This window comes from Gammaproteobacteria bacterium (assembly GCA_015709615.1).
Classification (GTDB): Bacteria; Pseudomonadota; Gammaproteobacteria; order Burkholderiales; family Nitrosomonadaceae; genus Nitrosomonas.
Map to the genome: position 1 here is coordinate 764,893 of CP054179.1, position 15,898 is coordinate 780,790.

The 15,898-nt window shown below is 50.3% G+C and carries 15 protein-coding genes and 1 pseudogene; 7 read left to right on the forward strand and 9 right to left on the reverse strand.

The genetic code is table 11. The annotated features are described in order from the left end of the window. Positions 1 to 62: 62 nt before the first annotated feature. The 5 genes and pseudogenes from HRU77_03710 to HRU77_03730 all read left to right on the forward strand — a co-directional run bounded on the left by HRU77_03710 (position 63) and on the right by HRU77_03730 (position 3,844). Positions 63 to 1,058, forward strand: a pseudogene (locus tag HRU77_03710) (hypothetical protein). Further along, positions 1,055 to 1,921 carry a YicC family protein gene (locus HRU77_03715; GenBank protein QOJ19877.1) on the forward strand — a complete coding sequence of 289 codons (867 nt, stop codon included), beginning with the start codon at positions 1,055 to 1,057 and terminating at the stop codon, positions 1,919 to 1,921. Before HRU77_03710 ends, HRU77_03715 begins: the two are co-directional and overlap by 4 nt. Before the next feature lie 105 nt (positions 1,922 to 2,026). Next, positions 2,027 to 3,244 (forward strand): CHAT domain-containing protein, encoded by a 1,218-nt coding sequence (locus HRU77_03720; protein ID QOJ19878.1) that lies wholly within the window; start codon positions 2,027 to 2,029, stop codon positions 3,242 to 3,244. 38 nt (positions 3,245 to 3,282) lie between these two features. Further along, a complete protein-coding gene (locus HRU77_03725) occupies positions 3,283 to 3,516 on the forward strand; it encodes an AbrB/MazE/SpoVT family DNA-binding domain-containing protein (protein QOJ19879.1) in 234 nt (77 codons plus the stop codon). Continuing rightward, positions 3,491 to 3,844: a type II toxin-antitoxin system PemK/MazF family toxin gene (locus HRU77_03730; protein ID QOJ19880.1), complete on the forward strand. Its 354-nt coding sequence runs from the start codon at positions 3,491 to 3,493 to the stop codon at positions 3,842 to 3,844. Before HRU77_03725 ends, HRU77_03730 begins: the two co-directional genes overlap by 26 nt. A gap of 5 nt (positions 3,845 to 3,849) precedes the next feature. On the opposite strand, the gene ald is transcribed toward HRU77_03730, so the two are convergent. From ald to queD, 5 genes are read right to left on the reverse strand one after another with little or no spacing between them, the layout of a single operon-like run. Beyond that, a complete protein-coding gene (gene ald, locus HRU77_03735) occupies positions 3,850 to 4,965 on the reverse strand; it encodes an alanine dehydrogenase (protein QOJ19881.1) in 1,116 nt (371 codons plus the stop codon). Positions 4,966 to 4,986: 21 nt separating this feature from the next. Next, positions 4,987 to 5,727, reverse strand: coding sequence for an SDR family oxidoreductase (locus tag HRU77_03740; protein QOJ19882.1), 741 nt, complete (start codon positions 5,725 to 5,727; stop codon positions 4,987 to 4,989). Positions 5,728 to 5,763: 36 nt separating this feature from the next. Further along, on the reverse strand, positions 5,764 to 6,417 hold the full coding sequence (locus tag HRU77_03745) for an ankyrin repeat domain-containing protein (protein ID QOJ19883.1): 654 nt from the start codon (positions 6,415 to 6,417) through the stop codon (positions 5,764 to 5,766). Beyond that, entirely contained in the window at positions 6,401 to 7,183 is a 783-nt protein-coding gene (locus tag HRU77_03750; GenBank protein QOJ19884.1) for a TatD family hydrolase, read from the reverse strand. The genes HRU77_03745 and HRU77_03750 overlap by 17 nt, the downstream gene beginning before the upstream one ends. Positions 7,184 to 7,203: 20 nt before the next feature. Next, positions 7,204 to 7,653: a 6-carboxytetrahydropterin synthase QueD gene (gene queD, locus HRU77_03755; GenBank protein ID QOJ19885.1), complete on the reverse strand. Its 450-nt coding sequence runs from the start codon at positions 7,651 to 7,653 to the stop codon at positions 7,204 to 7,206. 44 nt (positions 7,654 to 7,697) lie between these two features. On the opposite strand from queD, the gene HRU77_03760 reads away from it, so the two are divergent. Then, positions 7,698 to 8,558: a radical SAM protein gene (locus tag HRU77_03760; GenBank protein QOJ19886.1), complete on the forward strand. Its 861-nt coding sequence runs from the start codon at positions 7,698 to 7,700 to the stop codon at positions 8,556 to 8,558. A gap of 366 nt (positions 8,559 to 8,924) precedes the next feature. After that, complete coding sequence (locus HRU77_03765) at positions 8,925 to 10,625, forward strand: alginate export family protein (GenBank protein ID QOJ19887.1); 1,701 nt, start codon at positions 8,925 to 8,927, stop codon at positions 10,623 to 10,625. A gap of 149 nt (positions 10,626 to 10,774) precedes the next feature. On the opposite strand, the gene HRU77_03770 is transcribed toward HRU77_03765, so the two are convergent. The 4 genes from HRU77_03770 to HRU77_03785 all read right to left on the reverse strand — a co-directional run bounded on the left by HRU77_03770 (position 10,775) and on the right by HRU77_03785 (position 15,898). Next, on the reverse strand, positions 10,775 to 12,304 hold the full coding sequence (locus tag HRU77_03770; GenBank protein QOJ19888.1) for an amidohydrolase family protein: 1,530 nt from the start codon (positions 12,302 to 12,304) through the stop codon (positions 10,775 to 10,777). A gap of 129 nt (positions 12,305 to 12,433) precedes the next feature. Next, on the reverse strand, positions 12,434 to 13,219 hold the full coding sequence (locus tag HRU77_03775) for a PEP-CTERM sorting domain-containing protein (protein ID QOJ19889.1): 786 nt from the start codon (positions 13,217 to 13,219) through the stop codon (positions 12,434 to 12,436). Between the two features lie 250 nt (positions 13,220 to 13,469). Then, the gene (locus HRU77_03780) at positions 13,470 to 14,744 is read right to left on the reverse strand and encodes an amidohydrolase family protein (GenBank protein QOJ19890.1); all 1,275 of its coding nucleotides are present in this window, start codon (positions 14,742 to 14,744) and stop codon (positions 13,470 to 13,472) included. Between the two features lie 32 nt (positions 14,745 to 14,776). Continuing rightward, a complete protein-coding gene (locus tag HRU77_03785; GenBank protein QOJ19891.1) occupies positions 14,777 to 15,898 on the reverse strand; it encodes a glucuronyl hydrolase in 1,122 nt (373 codons plus the stop codon).

Here is a 15,898-nt window from a genome sequence, read left to right on the forward strand (position 1 = left end):
CGAAGGCATGCTTTTTCCTCTTCATGCTGATTTTTGCCGCGTCCGCACCGGCGGACGGGACGACATCTTCCGCCGCTGAAAAAACCGTCCGGTTTGTGGTGCTGGGTGACATGCCATACAGCGATGCCGAATATGCGTTGCTGGAGCAACCCCACGGTGCAATCGCCCAAGCCATTCACGACTTGAATCCGCCGGTGCTGATCCATCTGGGTGATTTCAAGAGAGGCCGGTTAGCATGCAACGACGATCTTTTTCAAGATCAGTACCGCCAAATTGCGCGCCTCAATCCGCACAAAACAGTCTACACCCCCGGCGACAACGACTGGACGGATTGCGATCGGTTTAATACTTCAACGCGATATGACGAGCTGGAACGCCTCGATTATCTGCGCCAACTGTTTTTTCGGCAGGACCGGCAGCAACTGACGCGCGATATCCCGGGTCTTATCCGGCAGCAAGGCTTTATCGAGAATGCGCGATGGGATATCGGCTCCGTCGCTTTCGCCACGTTGCACATCCCCGGCACGAATAACGGCCGCAAGGAAATTCTGCGCAGCAATGTCGACGATGCCTTAAACGAAGCCGATCGTCGCGATCAAATGAACGCCGAATGGCTGCAACAACGCTTCGTTACGGCAGAATCGGCACAAGCGGTGGTGATCGCTTTCCAGGCGGATATGTTCGATTTCGATTACGACAAACCCGCTTGCAACACAAGCAACCGCACCGATTGCGATGGGTTCCGCTTGCTGCGCGATCTGATCAAAGACAAGGCCGGGCAATTCAAAAAACCGGTTCTGGTCGTTCACGGCGACACCGCAGCCTATTGCCTGCACCAACCCTACCCCAATATCCCCAATTTATGGCGCTTGAATGCACCGGGCGACTACAAATACATCGACGCCAGTCAAATCGTGTTTGATCCGGAAAATAAAGACATACCTTTTACCGTCACCGGCTTGCTCGACCGCAAACCTGCGCCAGCGGTCTGCGACGACAACTTGCTCAGCTTATCCCGTTATTTTCCATTTTACTCTCTAAAAACAAAGACATCATGATTTTCAGTATGACCGGCTACGCCGCTGCTACGCAGGAAATGCCCTACGGATCGTTTAACCTGGAAATCCGTTCGGTCAATAACCGCTATCTCGACATCCAGTTCCGTCTGCCGGATGATTTTCGCAAGCTGGAACCAGCTATGCGCGAACTGCTGACAAAGCAACTCAGCCGCGGCAAAGTCGAATGCCGCCTGAATTTTTCCCCATCGGCGAACACGGAAAATTCTCAGCAGCTCGATCAGGCTTTGCTGGATAAATTGCTGCAACTCGAACAAGCCGTCAAAACATGCCACCCCGCCGCACCTTCGTTAACAGTGGCGGAAATCCTGAAATGGCCCGGCATGCTGGGAAGTGACGTGGCACCCGGCGAGGAATCCGATGAAATCGGCATGACCTTGCTACAAACCGCATTGAATGACTTAAAAGCTGCACGAATACGCGAAGGCGACAAACTGAAATCCGTTTTGCTGGAACGCATCAAGCAAATGCGCCAATTACTGCAATCCGCTGCCCCGCGCATCCCGGCATTGATCGCCGCCTTCGAGGAAAAACTGCGCACTCGTTTAGAAGAAATTCTTGGCACACAAGAAAACGAACGCATCCACCAGGAAATCACCCTATTCGCCAGCAAAATCGACGTCGATGAAGAACTCTCGCGCTTGCAAGCGCACATCGACGAAGTCGAACGCATCATCAACAAAGGTGGCGCCGTCGGCAAACAACTCGATTTCATGATGCAGGAACTGCACCGCGAAGCCAACACCATCGGCTCAAAATCCGTCGATTTGGAAATTACGCGGATTTCGATGGAGTTGAAGGTGATTATCGAGCAGATGCGTGAGCAGGTGCAGAATATTGAGTGATGAAATTTCGTTTTAAGAAGCGTACGAGTTATGGATCAGATATTTACCACCACTATCTTAGTTAGTAAGGCATTATTTTATTAATCAATCTCCCTGCCTTTTCATATGCCCACTCTTCTAATTGTTTCTGCTAGTCCGCTTGATCAGGATCGACTTAGGCTTGGTGCAGAATTCCGTGATATTCGCCAAGCATTACAACGATCACGCAACCGTGAAAACTGGATTATTGAAAGTAACGAAGCGGTCACTGTTGACGATTTTCGAAGGGCCTTACTAGATTTTCACCCTACAGTGGTGCATTTTTCCGGGCATGGTGGAGGATCCGGTGGTTTGTGCTTCGAAGATCTCAATGGCTACACCAATTCTATAGATGCTTCACCATTAGCAAAGTTATTTCATCATTTTAAAGATGAATTAAAGTGTGTAGTTCTCAATGCATGCTATTCGAAAATCCAAGCTGAAGAAATCCAAAAAGAGATTGATTATGTTGTTGGAATGAGTGCTGCAGTAGATGACGACTCCGCTTCCAAATTTGCTGTAGCTTTTTATGATGCAGTATTTGCTGGCACTGACTTTCGCACAGCTTTTGATTTGGGTTGCACAGCTCTTGATCTCAACAAAATGCCCGATGCTGATGTTCCTGTTTTTATGACCGGTTCACATTTTGCACCTAAAGTGCTTTCTTATTCCGCTCACATCCCAGAAATTGAAAGAATTCTCTATTCGTACTTCAATACACCATTTTATGATCGTGCCATCTTTACAACAACAGGTGAACGTTTACGCCCCATTATCGAAAAATATTATGGTGAGCGAATGCATCGGAATATTGAAAAAGTACATGTTATAAACATGAAACAAATTTCTAATGAAATTTGGTGTATCGAAGTAGCAAACACAGAAATCCGATTTATGTATATCCGTATCAGAGGTAGAAGTATATTGATTGAATGGGAAGCCAGTGTTGGTCTTTGGAGTATTCCCATAAAAACATACCTTGCTTTAGGTTCAAAAAAACCAGTGATAGCACGAGTCGAGGCTGAGCTTGATACCTACTACAATTTTGATTTTCGCAACCAAGAGCAGTACTTTCAATCAATCAGCCTTTGCACTCAAGATCGTCAATCACTCCACGGATATGTGGAACGACAATCTGAAGTTGGTAAGGAGCTAATTGATACTCTTTCTGATGGTAATAATCACAAAATTACACTTGAAATAAGACAGGTTACAAAACAAACAGACATGCCATTAATTACAAAAATTTTGTCACAAACATGGATTTACTTTCCATCTGATGAAAACTCAAGCGATAATCCATGACCTAAGTTATAAGAATTTCTTTAAGAAGGGAACTGCGAATGTCTCAACTTGCTAAACTAAGTCCAAAAGGCCAAATCACGGTACCTGCCGAAGTGCGTAAACGATTACAGCTCAAAGCAGGAGATACGCTTGCGTGGGAGGTGCTGGAAAACGGCAAAATATCGGTACATCGAGTGGAAGAGTCACTAGATGTGAGTTACTTGGCTGCATTAAACGATGTTTTATCGGAATGGAACAGTACCGAAGATGACGAAGCCTACCGTAATCTATAATCGCTACGATGTTGTCAAAGTTCCTTTTCCATTCACCGATCAGCAGGCCAGCAAGAGCCGACCTGCGCTGATTATCTCTTCAGCAACATCATTCAATGACTGTATTGGCCATAGTGTGATGGCCATGATCACTTCAGCTCAGCACGCTCCTTGGCCGTTAGATACATCCATCGCTGATTTGAATAGCGCAGGTTTACCGGTGGCATCGATCATCCGGTTAAAGCTTTTTACCTTGGATCACCGCCTGATCATTTGCACATTAGGTCATTTGTCAGATCGAGACAAAACCATTTTTAACAAAAACTTCACCGCACTCACTGCTGATTAATTGAATTACGCCAGCACGTCCACCGCAGGCGTATAACTCAACCCCAAATCCCGCGCCACCGCTTCATACGTCAATCGCCCCTGATAAACATTCAGCCCGTTGCGTAAATGCACGTCGTCCGTCAGTGCTTTGCGATGGCCCTTATTGGCCAGCGCCAAGACGAACGGCAGCGTCGCGTTATTGAGTGCGAAAGTAGAGGTTCGTGCGACTGCGCCGGGCATGTTGGAAACGCAGTAATGCACCACGCCATCGACGGTGAAAATGGGATTGGCCAGCGTGGTCGGTTCGGAGGTTTCGAAACAGCCGCCTTGGTCGATGGCGACGTCGACCAGCACCGCGCCGCGGTTCATGCGGCTGACCAATTCACGGCTGACCAGTTTGGGTGCTGCGCCACCCGGCACCAGCACTGCGCCGATAACCAAGTCGGCGGCTGAAACATATTCTTCGACGACATCCACCGTGGAAAACACCGTATTGATTCTCGAACCATACTGAAAATCGAGTTGCTGCAAGCGATGGATCGATTTGTCGAGCACGGTGACATGCGCTTCCACGCCCATCGCGATGCGAGCGGCATTGGTGCCGACCACGCCACCGCCTAAAATCACGACACGCGCCGCGGGGACGCCGGAAACACCACCGAGCAGTACGCCACGCCCGCCTTGATCGAGTTCCAGCGCATGCGCGCCCGCCTGAATCGCCATGCGGCCAGCCACTTCGCTCATCGGTGCGAGCAGCGGCAAGCCGCCGAAACTGTCGGTGACCGTTTCATAAGCAATGGCAATGCAGCCGGAATCGAGTAGGCCTTTGGTTTGCACCGGATCGGGCGCGAGGTGCAGATAGGTGAACAGCACCTGACCTTCGCGCAGCAACGGCAATTCGGATGCTTGCGGCTCCTTGACCTTGACGATCAGATCGGCCTTGGCGTAAATCTCCTGCGGCGTCTCCACGATTTCAGCACCCGCGTTGCGGTATTTTTCATCGCTCAAACCGATTTGCAGTCCGGCGTTCTTCTGCACCATGACATGATGGCCGCTGGCAGCCAGTTCGCGTACCGCCGCCGGCGTCAGTCCGACACGGGATTCATGAGTTTTGATTTCCTTAGGCACGCCGATACGCATTTGTTTTCCTTTCCTGATTCGTTAAATAATTCCACCGTTGACACCAATATTCTGCCCCGTAATCCAGCGCGCTTCGTCGCTGACCAAAAACAATACCACTTGCGCGATGTCGTCCGCTTCACCGATCCGTCCCAATGCGGCCATTGCCGCCATACGTTCGATATCCGCCGCCGTTTTACCGCTGCGGAACAACTCCGTATCGACCGGACCGGGCGAAACGATATTCGCGGTGATGCCGCGCTTTCCCGCTTCGCGCGCAAAAATCCGCGTCAATTGTTCAACGGCTGCTTTGGTCGCGGCGTATGCGCCGTACTTCGGCAACATCAGACGCGTCACCGTGCTGGATATAGTTACGATACGGCCATGATCCGCCAGTTTTACCGCGGCTTCGCGCAATGTATAAAAAATGCTCTTGAAATTGATATCGACGATGCGATCGAATTCGTCGTCGCTGATTTCGGCGATTTCCTTAAATACCAGGACTCCGGCGTTATTGACGAGAATGTCGATGTGCTGGAAATGTTCGATTGCCGCTATGAAGAGCTGTCGCACCGCAATCGGATCGCTGACATCGGCTTGCACCGCTAGGCATTCGCCGCCTGATTCGATAATCGCCGCACTGATTTTGTCCGCAGCCGCCTTGTCTTTCACATAATTGACAACGACTTTAGCGCCCGCTTTGGCTAACGTCAGCGCGATCTCGGCGCCGATTCCTCGCGCCGATCCGGTTACCAGAGCCACTTTTCCTTGCAGCGGCTGCATGGTCAAATTTCCAGCCGGGCTATACTAACGTTCAATTTATTTCGCTGTTCCACGATTTTTAAGAAACTGCGCGATGTCCGGATGATTGTATTTTTCCGCCCAAGTCAGGGCATTGTCGCCGTGCTCATTTTTGATCGACGGATCGGCACCATTGTTGATTAACAAAGAAACCGCATCCAGATGGTTTCCCCTGACCGCCATCATCAGCGCGGTCGAACCGTTGTCGGTCAGTGAATTGATGTCAGCGCCACCGGAGAGCAGCATTTGCAGGGTATCCAGATGTCCGCCGAATGCGGCGTAAATCAGCGGATTCCAGCCCTTGTGATTGATTTCGGCGCCTTTGATGTAGAGCAGCCGCACCAGATCGGTAAATCCGTGGTAGCTGGCCAGCATGATCGCTGTCTCGCCATAGCGGTTGCGGTTATCCAATTGCGCACCGGCTTCGATCAGCAATTGCGCCATTTTCAGATTTTTTTCCTTGGCGGCGATCATCAGCGGTGTATAGCCCTCCCGGTTCGGCGTATCCGGGTTAGCACCTTTCTGCAGCAATCCGGAAACATCGGATAAATTGCCTTTTTCCACCGCCCAGATAAAATCTTCCTGAACACCGGCGGAAACTTGAAACGATAGGCACGCCAAAAGCGCTGTAGCGCAAAACGATAACCGGTATGATTTAAGCAAGTACACCATGGCGCGATAGTTTAAATAAATTAAAAAAATTATCCGTGGTTGCAACGGCGATGTCTTCCAGACTCGCATCGCGCAGACGCGCGATTTCTTCCGCCACATGCCGCACGAACGCCGGCTGATTTTGCTTGCCGCGAAACGGCACCGGCGCCAGATAAGGCGAATCGGTTTCTATCAGCATTCTATCCAACTGAATATTCTTGGCAACTTCTTTTAACGCCACGGCGTTCTTGAAGGTTACGATACCGGAAAAGGAAATATAAAAATTCATGGCGATCGCTTGCTGCGCTACTTCCCAGCTCTCGGTAAAACAATGCATCACGCCACCCACCCGGTCGGCACCCTCTTCCCGCATGATCCGCAGCGTATCCTCAGCGGCCGAACGGGTGTGGATGATCAACGGTTTGTTCGCTTTCCGCGCAGCGCGGATATGCTGGCGGAAGCGATCGCGCTGCCATTCCAAGTCGCCTTGCAGGCGGAAATAATCCAGGCCGGTTTCACCGATGGCGATGACCTTGGGATGATCGGCCAGCGCGGCGATTTGTTCGGCTTGCGGTTCGATCTGATCTTCATAATCCGGATGAACACCGACGGAAGCAAACAAATTGTCATGCGCTTCCGCCAAGGCCCGCACCCGGGGAAAATGCGGCAAATCGACGCTGACGCAGAGCGCGTGCGTGACCTGATTGTGCTGCATGTTCAGTAATAATTGATCCAGATCCTTGGCCAGATCGGGAAAGTCGAGGTGACAATGGGAGTCGATGAACATAAATCAGTTTTCTCTAAAAATTATAACGAGCCGCGCACCGCATCGGCCCAACAATTCGGTGTCTCGTATAAACGCACCTGCTCAAGTTGCAGATGATTGCCATAACTATCCTGATAAGCGTCATCCAGAATTTCAAATGCAATCTGCGCCAGATTTTCCGCTGTCGGCTGCACATCCAGCACAACCGTTTTATGGTCTGCGATCGATTGCAAAAATTGCAAAACTTTCGTATCGCCGGAATACACTAAGAATGCGTGATCCCACTGATCGACCAGTACCGATTTGGCGATGCGTTTGACTTCGGAGTAATCCATAACCATGCCTTGCTGCGCTACGCCTTCGTCAGCGATAATGCGGCCGGACAATGTAATTTCGATACAGTAGCGATGACCGTGTAAATGGCGGCATTGACTGTTATGCGTTGAAATGCGGTGACCGGCATCGAATTCCAGCCTGCGAGTGATGAACATACGTACAATTTAAAAGCGCGAAATGAATATAGGGAATTGTAACATTGCGAGCAAATTCTAAACTATTGAAAACGACGGATCACAGCCGCGACAGCGCCGGACTTACATATGTGTATCCGGTCATTTCGCGCCGCGCCGGGGGCGTGTCGATCGGCATTAATCTGAATCCGAACAATGCTTGCAACTGGCGCTGCGTTTATTGCCAGGTGCCGGAACTGAAACGCGGCTCCGCGCCGCGCATCGATCTGAACCGGCTGGAAACCGAGCTGCGCTCTTTTCTGCACCAACTGACCGCAGGCGATTACCTGCAACAGCATGTGCCGCCGGAGATGCGGAAAATTCACGATATCGCTTTATCCGGTAACGGCGAACCCACCAGCGCAAAAGAGTTCGATCAAGTGATCGAACTGATCGGCCAGATCAAGAAAGACTTCGCATTACCAGCGGATTTAAAAATCGTGCTTATCACCAACGGCAGCTTAATTCATCGGCCTGCCGTGCAAGCCGGTCTGAAACGGATGGGTGAATTGAATGGTGAGATCTGGTTCAAATTCGACCGCGCTTCAACAAAGGAAAGGCAGCGGATTAATAATACGTCGATCAGTTTGAAGAAAATACGCGAGCATTTAGCGATTGCATCGGCACTTTGCCCCACTTGGCTACAGACGTGCATTTTTCAACTGGATAACGAGCCGCCGTCTCCGGAAGAAGTCAGCGCGTATTTGAATTTTCTGCAACAATTAAGCAGCGAACAGATTCGAATCCAAGGTGTTTTGTTATATGGCATCGCGCGGCCATCGTTGCAACCGGAAGCGGAACGGCTTGCAAAAATCGATACTGCTTGGTTAACCAATTTTGGCGAGCAAATCAAACGCGCCGGGTATGCCGTCAGAATAAGCTCATAACACCGCCGAATTATCCCGGACACCTGTTATAGGTGTTGCATTGTATCTACGTTGTTGATTTACAACACAATCGAACCCCATAAATCATTATAAAATCAATTAGTTATTTAATCTTAATTTCACCAAAAAATTAAGAAAAGAAGATAGATTTGCTGATTAAGCGCTGAAAAACCTTGTTTTAACGCGCTTTTTCACACTTTCGGATGAACCATCACAATTTATAATGCGACTCTAAATTTGTACCATTGCCGATACGGTTGCGCTAAAAAAACCCATGGTATAGGGTATAATGCCCGCAATTTTCTGATATCAATCAACCGATTCCGGTTGATCACAAACCTGGATTATTAACGACGGAGCTTATTAATGAATAACTCGAGATCCTTCATTTTCTCAGCGTTCTCCCCGAGTGAGCGTAAACCCGTTCAACCGGGAAAAGGGCGGCGGTGGTTGGTAAAACTCTGCGTCGGCTTGTTGGGAACGGGAATGGCGTTGCAGGTTCATGCAAACCCTCCTGCGGCGGCGAATGCACCTGCACCGAAAGCTGCTGAGGCGCCTAAAACCGCCGAAGCGCCCAAAGCTGCTGATGGCAAATTTGATAAATCCAAGGTGCCGCCAGTTACCGCAGCGTCGCGCCCAGGTTTATTCCTGCTGCCGCCAACCGGATCGGGCTATTATTCATTGCTGGATCTGGTAACCAATAACAAGCGGGAAAAACCCCCAGTAGCTCCATACGCCCCCTTTGCGCTTTTGACGACGCCTTCATTTGACATCGATTTTCGTTATCTGGATACGCCGGGGCACGAAAAAAATATTTTCGATCCGGTAAAAAGAATCCGTTTCGCGGACGATTGGTTATTATCGTTCGGTGGCAGTTTCTGGTATCGCTATGTGAAAGAAACGGATAGCCGTTTGAATGCCGCTGGTACCGATAATAGCTTCCACTTGTTCCGTACGAGATTTCATGCCGATTTGTGGTATCGCGATAATGTGCGGTTGTTCGCTGAATTCTTGGATTCACGCATTCAAGGGTCCGATTTGCCGCCACTCGTAACAGATCAGAATCACACTGACATGCTCAATTTGTTTGCCGATGTCAAGTTGGCTAGCGTAAATAACGGCCCCGTTTATATCCGTTTCGGCCGTCAAGAGTTAATGTACGGGTCGCAAAGATTGATTTCCACGCTGGATTGGGTCAACACGCGCAGAACATTCCAAGGTGTCAAAACTTTCTGGCGTACTGCAGAATGGGATTTGGATGCATTCTGGGTTCGTCCGATGATTACCGAGGTTAATAAGTTTGATAACTGGGATACCCAGCAAAACTTTTTCGGCTTGTGGGCTACGAACAAACCAAAACCCGGGCACATTATTGATCTCTATTTCCTAAGTTTAATTAATGATCGCTCAGTTTCCGCTGCAAATTTATTGGCTGGAAATATTCTGCAAGGTAACGCCGATACGCATACGCTCGGTGGCCGCCTGGCCGGGAATTTTGATAACTTGCTGTATGAATTTGAAGGTATGTATCAGTTCGGTCAGCGCTCTAACCAGGATGTTTCCGCTTTTGCCGTGGCAACCGGGGTGGGCTATCGTCTGCCGCTGCCGATGAATCCGCAAGGCTGGATACGCTATGACTTCGCATCGGGCGACAGTAATTCTAAAGACGGCAGAAGCAATACCTTCAATCAATTATTTCCGTTCGGTCACTACTACATGGGGTTCATCGATCGTGTAGGACGGCAAAATATTCACGATTTCAACGCTCAGTTCACGCTGCATCCGATGCCGTGGTTCACATTTATTTCTCAGTACCACCGGTTCTATTTGGCAAATACGCGCGACTACTTATACAACGCGGGTGGCGTAGCGACCATGCGCGACATCACCGGTCAATCCGGCAGTCACGTTGGCGATGAGATGGATTTCCGTGCCAACTTCCACTTAGATCGTCACCAAGACGTCTTGATTGGATACTCGAAATTATTCAGCGGCGAATTTCTGCAAAAACAAAGACCGGGAATCAATGCCGATCTTTTCTATGTTCAATATAATTTCCGCTTCTAAGTTTTCTTAGCATAAAGAACAAACAAAAACGGCAACCTTCGGGTTGCCGTTTTTGTTTTGAGATCCAGATTTATAAGGGAGCAGGTAACGAACGACGGCCAGGCGCAATATGCTTCAGAACTTTCTTAGCGCCCGGTAAATATCATAGTTTATTGACACCCAGAAACCGGTAACCAATTCGCCAACGGACCTTCATCCTGCAATAATCCATCGGCTTGCTTCATGAAATAAACATGATTATCCGTTGCGGCAACACCCACATAAATTTGGTTTTTCGAATAATAGCGATAGCTGTAAAGACCGGAAACTACAGTTGCAGCACCTGCCGGCGACAACAACTCGGGATACTTCCCTTCCGCCCAAGTAAGAAAACAATCAATACTGGCGGCTGATGATTGATTGATAAATTTATTGACGATCGTGCGTCCGCCGGAAATGACCAATTGCGGATATTCCAGAAGCTTGAATTTCTGGAATGGATTACCTTTGACTGCAATCACATCGGCCGGAGCGCCCGGCATCAGCGTGCCCAATGGCGCCAAGCCCAGATGTTCGCCCGCTTTTGATGTCGCGGCTTTGATGACATTGACCACATCGCTAAAATCGATCGATTCCCCGCTGGTCAGATGCAATATCATATGTAACTCTTCGCCGTTAATTCCCCAAGGCACATTGTCATGGCCGATTTCGGAACCATAAATAAATTTCGCTCCCTTACTTGCCAAGCTCATGGTATTGGAGTGAATACCTTTGCCGGTAGCAGTATTCACACAAGATGCCAGCGTATCGATGGTGGTCACAAAAGTAATGCCTTGATCCACGGCGCGTTGTAATAACTCTTCACTAATTTCGCTGCAAGGAATATGCGCGAATTCATCGATGCCGGCATTCAGCGCTCGTTCAAAACCGGTATTCTCACCCGCATGTACCAGCACACGCTTACCCAAAGCATGCGCCTTGGCCACAATGGCATTGGCTATGTCTTGCGACAACATCGGCCAGGGAGTAACCGGTACCAGGCCATCGTGCGGTTGCATCCAAGGTGCGCCGGTTTCGCCGCCCGGCTCCAGCGCCATTTTGATTGCAGTTGCTCCGCCGGCAACCAGATCGGTGACAACCTTCTCAGCCTCAGTTGTTGAAGCGACCTGAATGCCGATTTTGTCATAACCGCCATCGCCCCCGCCAAATACATTCAGCGGATAACCCCCGACTGCTTGGATAATGGGACCAACGGTCATCAACCGCAGCGTCCCTTGACCGCCTTCCTGAGCCTGCAATACACCACCGGTATCTTGCACGGTCGTTATACCGTGTTCCAGCACGGCATTTTTGCTAACACTCTGAAAGTTAATGTGCGCATGCGACTCAATAAATCCGGGCAAAATGGTCGCATCGCCCAAATTGATCTGATTGGCGCACGATCCGCTGAGTTCGGTCAAAGCGCCCACTTGCTTGATTTTATCGCCTTCGATCAGTACCGCCATATTGTCTTGCGGAAAATTGATGCCATCGAACAGCCGGGCGGCCGCCAGTATTTGGCATTCCGGCAGACCGGGCACCAGCGTCTCCGGGCCGCCGTGATCTTCTCCGTCATGACTGAATGCGTTGAAACTGACGATTTGGCAAAGAATCAGCGCAATTAAGCTCTTACTGTTAAAACTGGAATTTATATTTATCATTTTTTTGGAATGGATGAAGTTGATTCAGAACACACAACAGCCTTGTATCAGGCCAGGAGGTAGAATTGGCATGATACAAGGCTGTGCGGTACGAATAGCCGGGAGCAAGCTGGCTATAAAACCGGCTGCTTACAAATGACGGCCGCGACGGCGCATTGTGCTAGCGCCCAGTAGCCCTAAACCTGCCAGCAACATGGCATAAGTCTCCGGCTCCGGCACCACTGACACCATGCCTTCCACACCGTACAAAGGTAATGGCAGCACGCTCTGACTGGCGTAATCGGTGCCGCCGACAAATATCGAGTAGTCGCCTGCGGTTAAATGAAAGACTTTGGCAACCTGGTGATCCGCCAAACCATCACCGCCGGGAATGACACCGCTACCGTAGTCGACGCTGCCGTCGTAAGCAGAACCGATATACGTGAAGACACTGGCTGGATCATTGTCGTCGTTGGTGATACTCCAATTGGTCAACGTGCGAAAAGAACCTTCCGTCAAACCGACACCACCCACCGCATCGCGAATGGCGATAGAACCAGCTGCACCATCATGATCGGCTTTGAATGGCGCTAGATGCGCTAATCCGCTGTAAAGTGAAAAACCGGGATTAATGCCGCCCAGCGCGGTACCAAAAACTTGATCATGGAATGAAATTTTCACGTCGGCATCATTGTCCAGATGGAATCGGTATGCGCGCAATCTGTGGGAATCACCCCAATCCGCATCGGTACCATCGACCCAGCCGAAGTTACCGGTAACCGATTGACCCGAGCGGGTTTGCGATTCTCCGGCAATTCCGGCAAAAGATCCGAAATCACGACCGCCGTAACCGATGTGCGCCATTGCCGGCAGCGATGCCATACCGGCAAGCAACAATGCATATTTCAGCGTATTTTTTATTACTGTTTTTTTCATAAACGACCCTATGAGTATTAAGTATTCAATTATTAATAGGCGAGAATTTCGCGCCCCCGACGTCGGCCAACGTATCGGCAGTATTGATCAATCGCGGTGATGGGTCAATGCGGTAAATTGTCGCATCTACAATGAGTTATGTTGAATTTTGGAGACAAAAAGGCTCCTCCGCGAGAACGGAAAAAAACACTGTTGATGATAAAAAACGGAATATGTAAAAAACTTACACGCGTTAAGCTAAAACACTGTACTAATCTGGAAAAATAAAATGGTTGACGATAATCCGGCCGCCGGAAATCACGAGACCGGGATACTCCAAACGTTTCAAGTGCTGTGCCGGGTTGCCTTGTATGGCGATCAAATCGGCTGGCGCACCGGGCTGGATTGTGCCGAGCAGCGGCAACCCCAAATGCTGACCGGCTTTTGCTGTCGCAGCGCGCAAAGCATCCGGCAGTTTCATTTTCGCCATGTGCATCAGATGCATCAGCTCCTGAGCATCGATCCCCCAGGGTATGTCGGGATGGGCAATTTCCGCGCCGTATAACAGTTCGCCGCCAAGTTCCGCCCAGATAGCGGCATTGCGCGCAATCCCGGCGCATTTCGACAATGTATCGAGTGTGCCGACGATGGTTATATTCTGCGCTTTAGCCTGTTTCAACAACGATTCGGGAATCAAGTCGCACGGCATATGCGCCCATTCGTCGACTCCGGCGTTCAATGCAATACGCACACCGGCCGTCTCGGCCACATGCGCGGATACCTTGCGCCGATGCCGGTGCGCTTCATCGACGATGGCTTTAACGGTAGCTTCCGGCAACATCGGCCATGCCGCCGGTGAATGGGAAGCTGTATGAGCAGGGTGTGGATCGGCGTGCGCCGAACCGTGGTGCGCATGACCATGGTGCGACGACCAAGGCGCCCCTGTTTCGCCGCCGGGTTCGAGTGCGATCTTGATAACAACTGCGCCTTGATCGATCAGACGGCGCACAGCCGCGCGCGCTTCTTCCTCACCGGTAACAGCGATTGCAATATTCTCGGCACCCAGATTAACAATCGGATAACCGTGCGGCGCGGTAATAATCGGGCCTGAAGTCAGCACGCGCAAACCGCCTTCTCCGCCATAGGGCTGATGCACCGGTCCGCCCAAATCGCGGATGGTGGTAATCCCGTGCTTCAAGACAGTATCCGCCGGCACTTTCTGATAAGACAAATGCGCATGCAACTCGATAAAACCCGGCAACAACGTGGCATCGCCCAGATCGATAATTTTCATTTCATCATCAGCCTTAAAGGACGCACGCGGCTTAATCTCAGCAATCCGCCCGTTTTTTACCAGCACCGACAGTCCGTTGCGCATCTCATTCCCGTCGAAAACTCGCGCGGCATGCAGCAGTAACGCTGAAGAAACCGGTTCTTGCGCCAGCGCGTGTACAAGGGAAAGAAAAAACATCAGCACTACAGCAAAAAGATAACGCGTGTAATGTAAGCAATCAAAATATTTACCGGCAGAGATTCGTGACCACATTTACTTTCCTTAATAATTCGATAGTATTCCGGTTAACAATGAAGGGGATCGACAAAACCAGTCAGCGCGGCAAGCGCAGCCATCAAAAAGAAATTACCCCATACCGACTCGACCAATTCTTCCCGGTTTTGTCCGGTTTTATAGCAGCACCCCCAAAACACGCTGGCGGATCCGTTTTTATGATCCGAATCTGTCATGAATCCGGTGAAATAGCAGCTGCGGATGACCGCGCTAATCTGGCGGTGCGCATGCATGCGCCATTCATTTTCATCGGGCAGCAAACGCGCCAGAGACAGCATCGCCAGCGATGCAATCACCGCCGCCGACGGATCTTCGAGCTGTTCCAACTGATCCAAGCGGTTGAGCGGCAAATAATCCGGACGGGAGCTTTGCCAGTACTCGCACGCGGCTTTCGCATGACTTAAATAAGGTTCTCCCCAGCGCAGCGCTGCCCGACTTAGTCCCAGCATTGCCCAAGCCTGGCCGCGTGACCATATGCCGGCTTGATCTTCCGGTAAAAATCCACGCTCATCGAAATACGCGCTCGCATGAAATGCGCCGTTGCTGCGGCGGCATGCGGTCAATGTCGTTTCCGCGTGATGCTGCGCGATGTAGTGATGAAGATTCTGTTCGCTACTGCACAGTAATTGGATCAAAGCGGCAAAATTATCGACAGAAACCGATTGATCGCCTTTGGCAAGACCGCCCATTGCCGTACCGAGCGGGATACAGTTCAACTTGGGGTTAAAACTACACGCCAGCGCGGCAATCGATTCCTGTGCCAGTGCATGCGCTTGCGTGTCATGAAACCAGATGTCCCCTAAGGCTGCGCCATACCAGAAAATCAAACTGCGGTAGCCGGAATCGGCAGGAATTTTTGCCGCCAGCCGCCGGCAGATCGCGGCCGCTTTGCGTTGATCGTCGGCCGATTCGGTCATTTTTGCCCGCAACCACCAGCACGCTCCCCAGAATCCCCCTGTCCAGGAGCCGCCGGAGGAAATCATCCAGGTATTGGTATCCCTTAAAGAATAAAGTGGAAAATCATGCGCGCAAAAATTATCGATCATTTCCATGCGGCGGAACATCGATTCCAGCGCACCGATCATTTCGCTGGTACTTAATAGCTGATCATCAGCGGTTAGCGTTAGGGACAT

Bases quoted from the DNA above. Each gene is read 5' to 3' on its own strand.
- HRU77_03725 (QOJ19879.1), top strand. From the start codon at position 3,283: ATGTCTCAACTTGCTAAACTAAGTCCAAAAGGCCAAATCACGGTACCT.
- HRU77_03780 (QOJ19890.1), bottom strand. From the start codon at position 14,744: ATGTGGTCACGAATCTCTGCCGGTAAATATTTTGATTGCTTACATTAC.
- HRU77_03775 (QOJ19889.1), bottom strand. From the start codon at position 13,219: ATGAAAAAAACAGTAATAAAAAATACGCTGAAATATGCATTGTTGCTT.
- HRU77_03765 (QOJ19887.1), top strand. From the start codon at position 8,925: ATGAATAACTCGAGATCCTTCATTTTCTCAGCGTTCTCCCCGAGTGAG.
- HRU77_03730 (QOJ19880.1), top strand. From the start codon at position 3,491: ATGACGAAGCCTACCGTAATCTATAATCGCTACGATGTTGTCAAAGTT.
- HRU77_03750 (QOJ19884.1), bottom strand. From the start codon at position 7,183: ATGTTCATCGACTCCCATTGTCACCTCGACTTTCCCGATCTGGCCAAG.
- ald (QOJ19881.1), bottom strand. From the start codon at position 4,965: ATGCGTATCGGCGTGCCTAAGGAAATCAAAACTCATGAATCCCGTGTC.
- HRU77_03715 (QOJ19877.1), top strand. From the start codon at position 1,055: ATGATTTTCAGTATGACCGGCTACGCCGCTGCTACGCAGGAAATGCCC.
- HRU77_03720 (QOJ19878.1), top strand. From the start codon at position 2,027: ATGCCCACTCTTCTAATTGTTTCTGCTAGTCCGCTTGATCAGGATCGA.
- HRU77_03740 (QOJ19882.1), bottom strand. From the start codon at position 5,727: ATGCAGCCGCTGCAAGGAAAAGTGGCTCTGGTAACCGGATCGGCGCGA.
- HRU77_03770 (QOJ19888.1), bottom strand. From the start codon at position 12,304: ATGATAAATATAAATTCCAGTTTTAACAGTAAGAGCTTAATTGCGCTG.
- HRU77_03785 (QOJ19891.1), bottom strand. From the start codon at position 15,898: ATGTCCCTAACGCTAACCGCTGATGATCAGCTATTAAGTACCAGCGAA.
- HRU77_03745 (QOJ19883.1), bottom strand. From the start codon at position 6,417: ATGGTGTACTTGCTTAAATCATACCGGTTATCGTTTTGCGCTACAGCG.
- queD (QOJ19885.1), bottom strand. From the start codon at position 7,653: ATGTTCATCACTCGCAGGCTGGAATTCGATGCCGGTCACCGCATTTCA.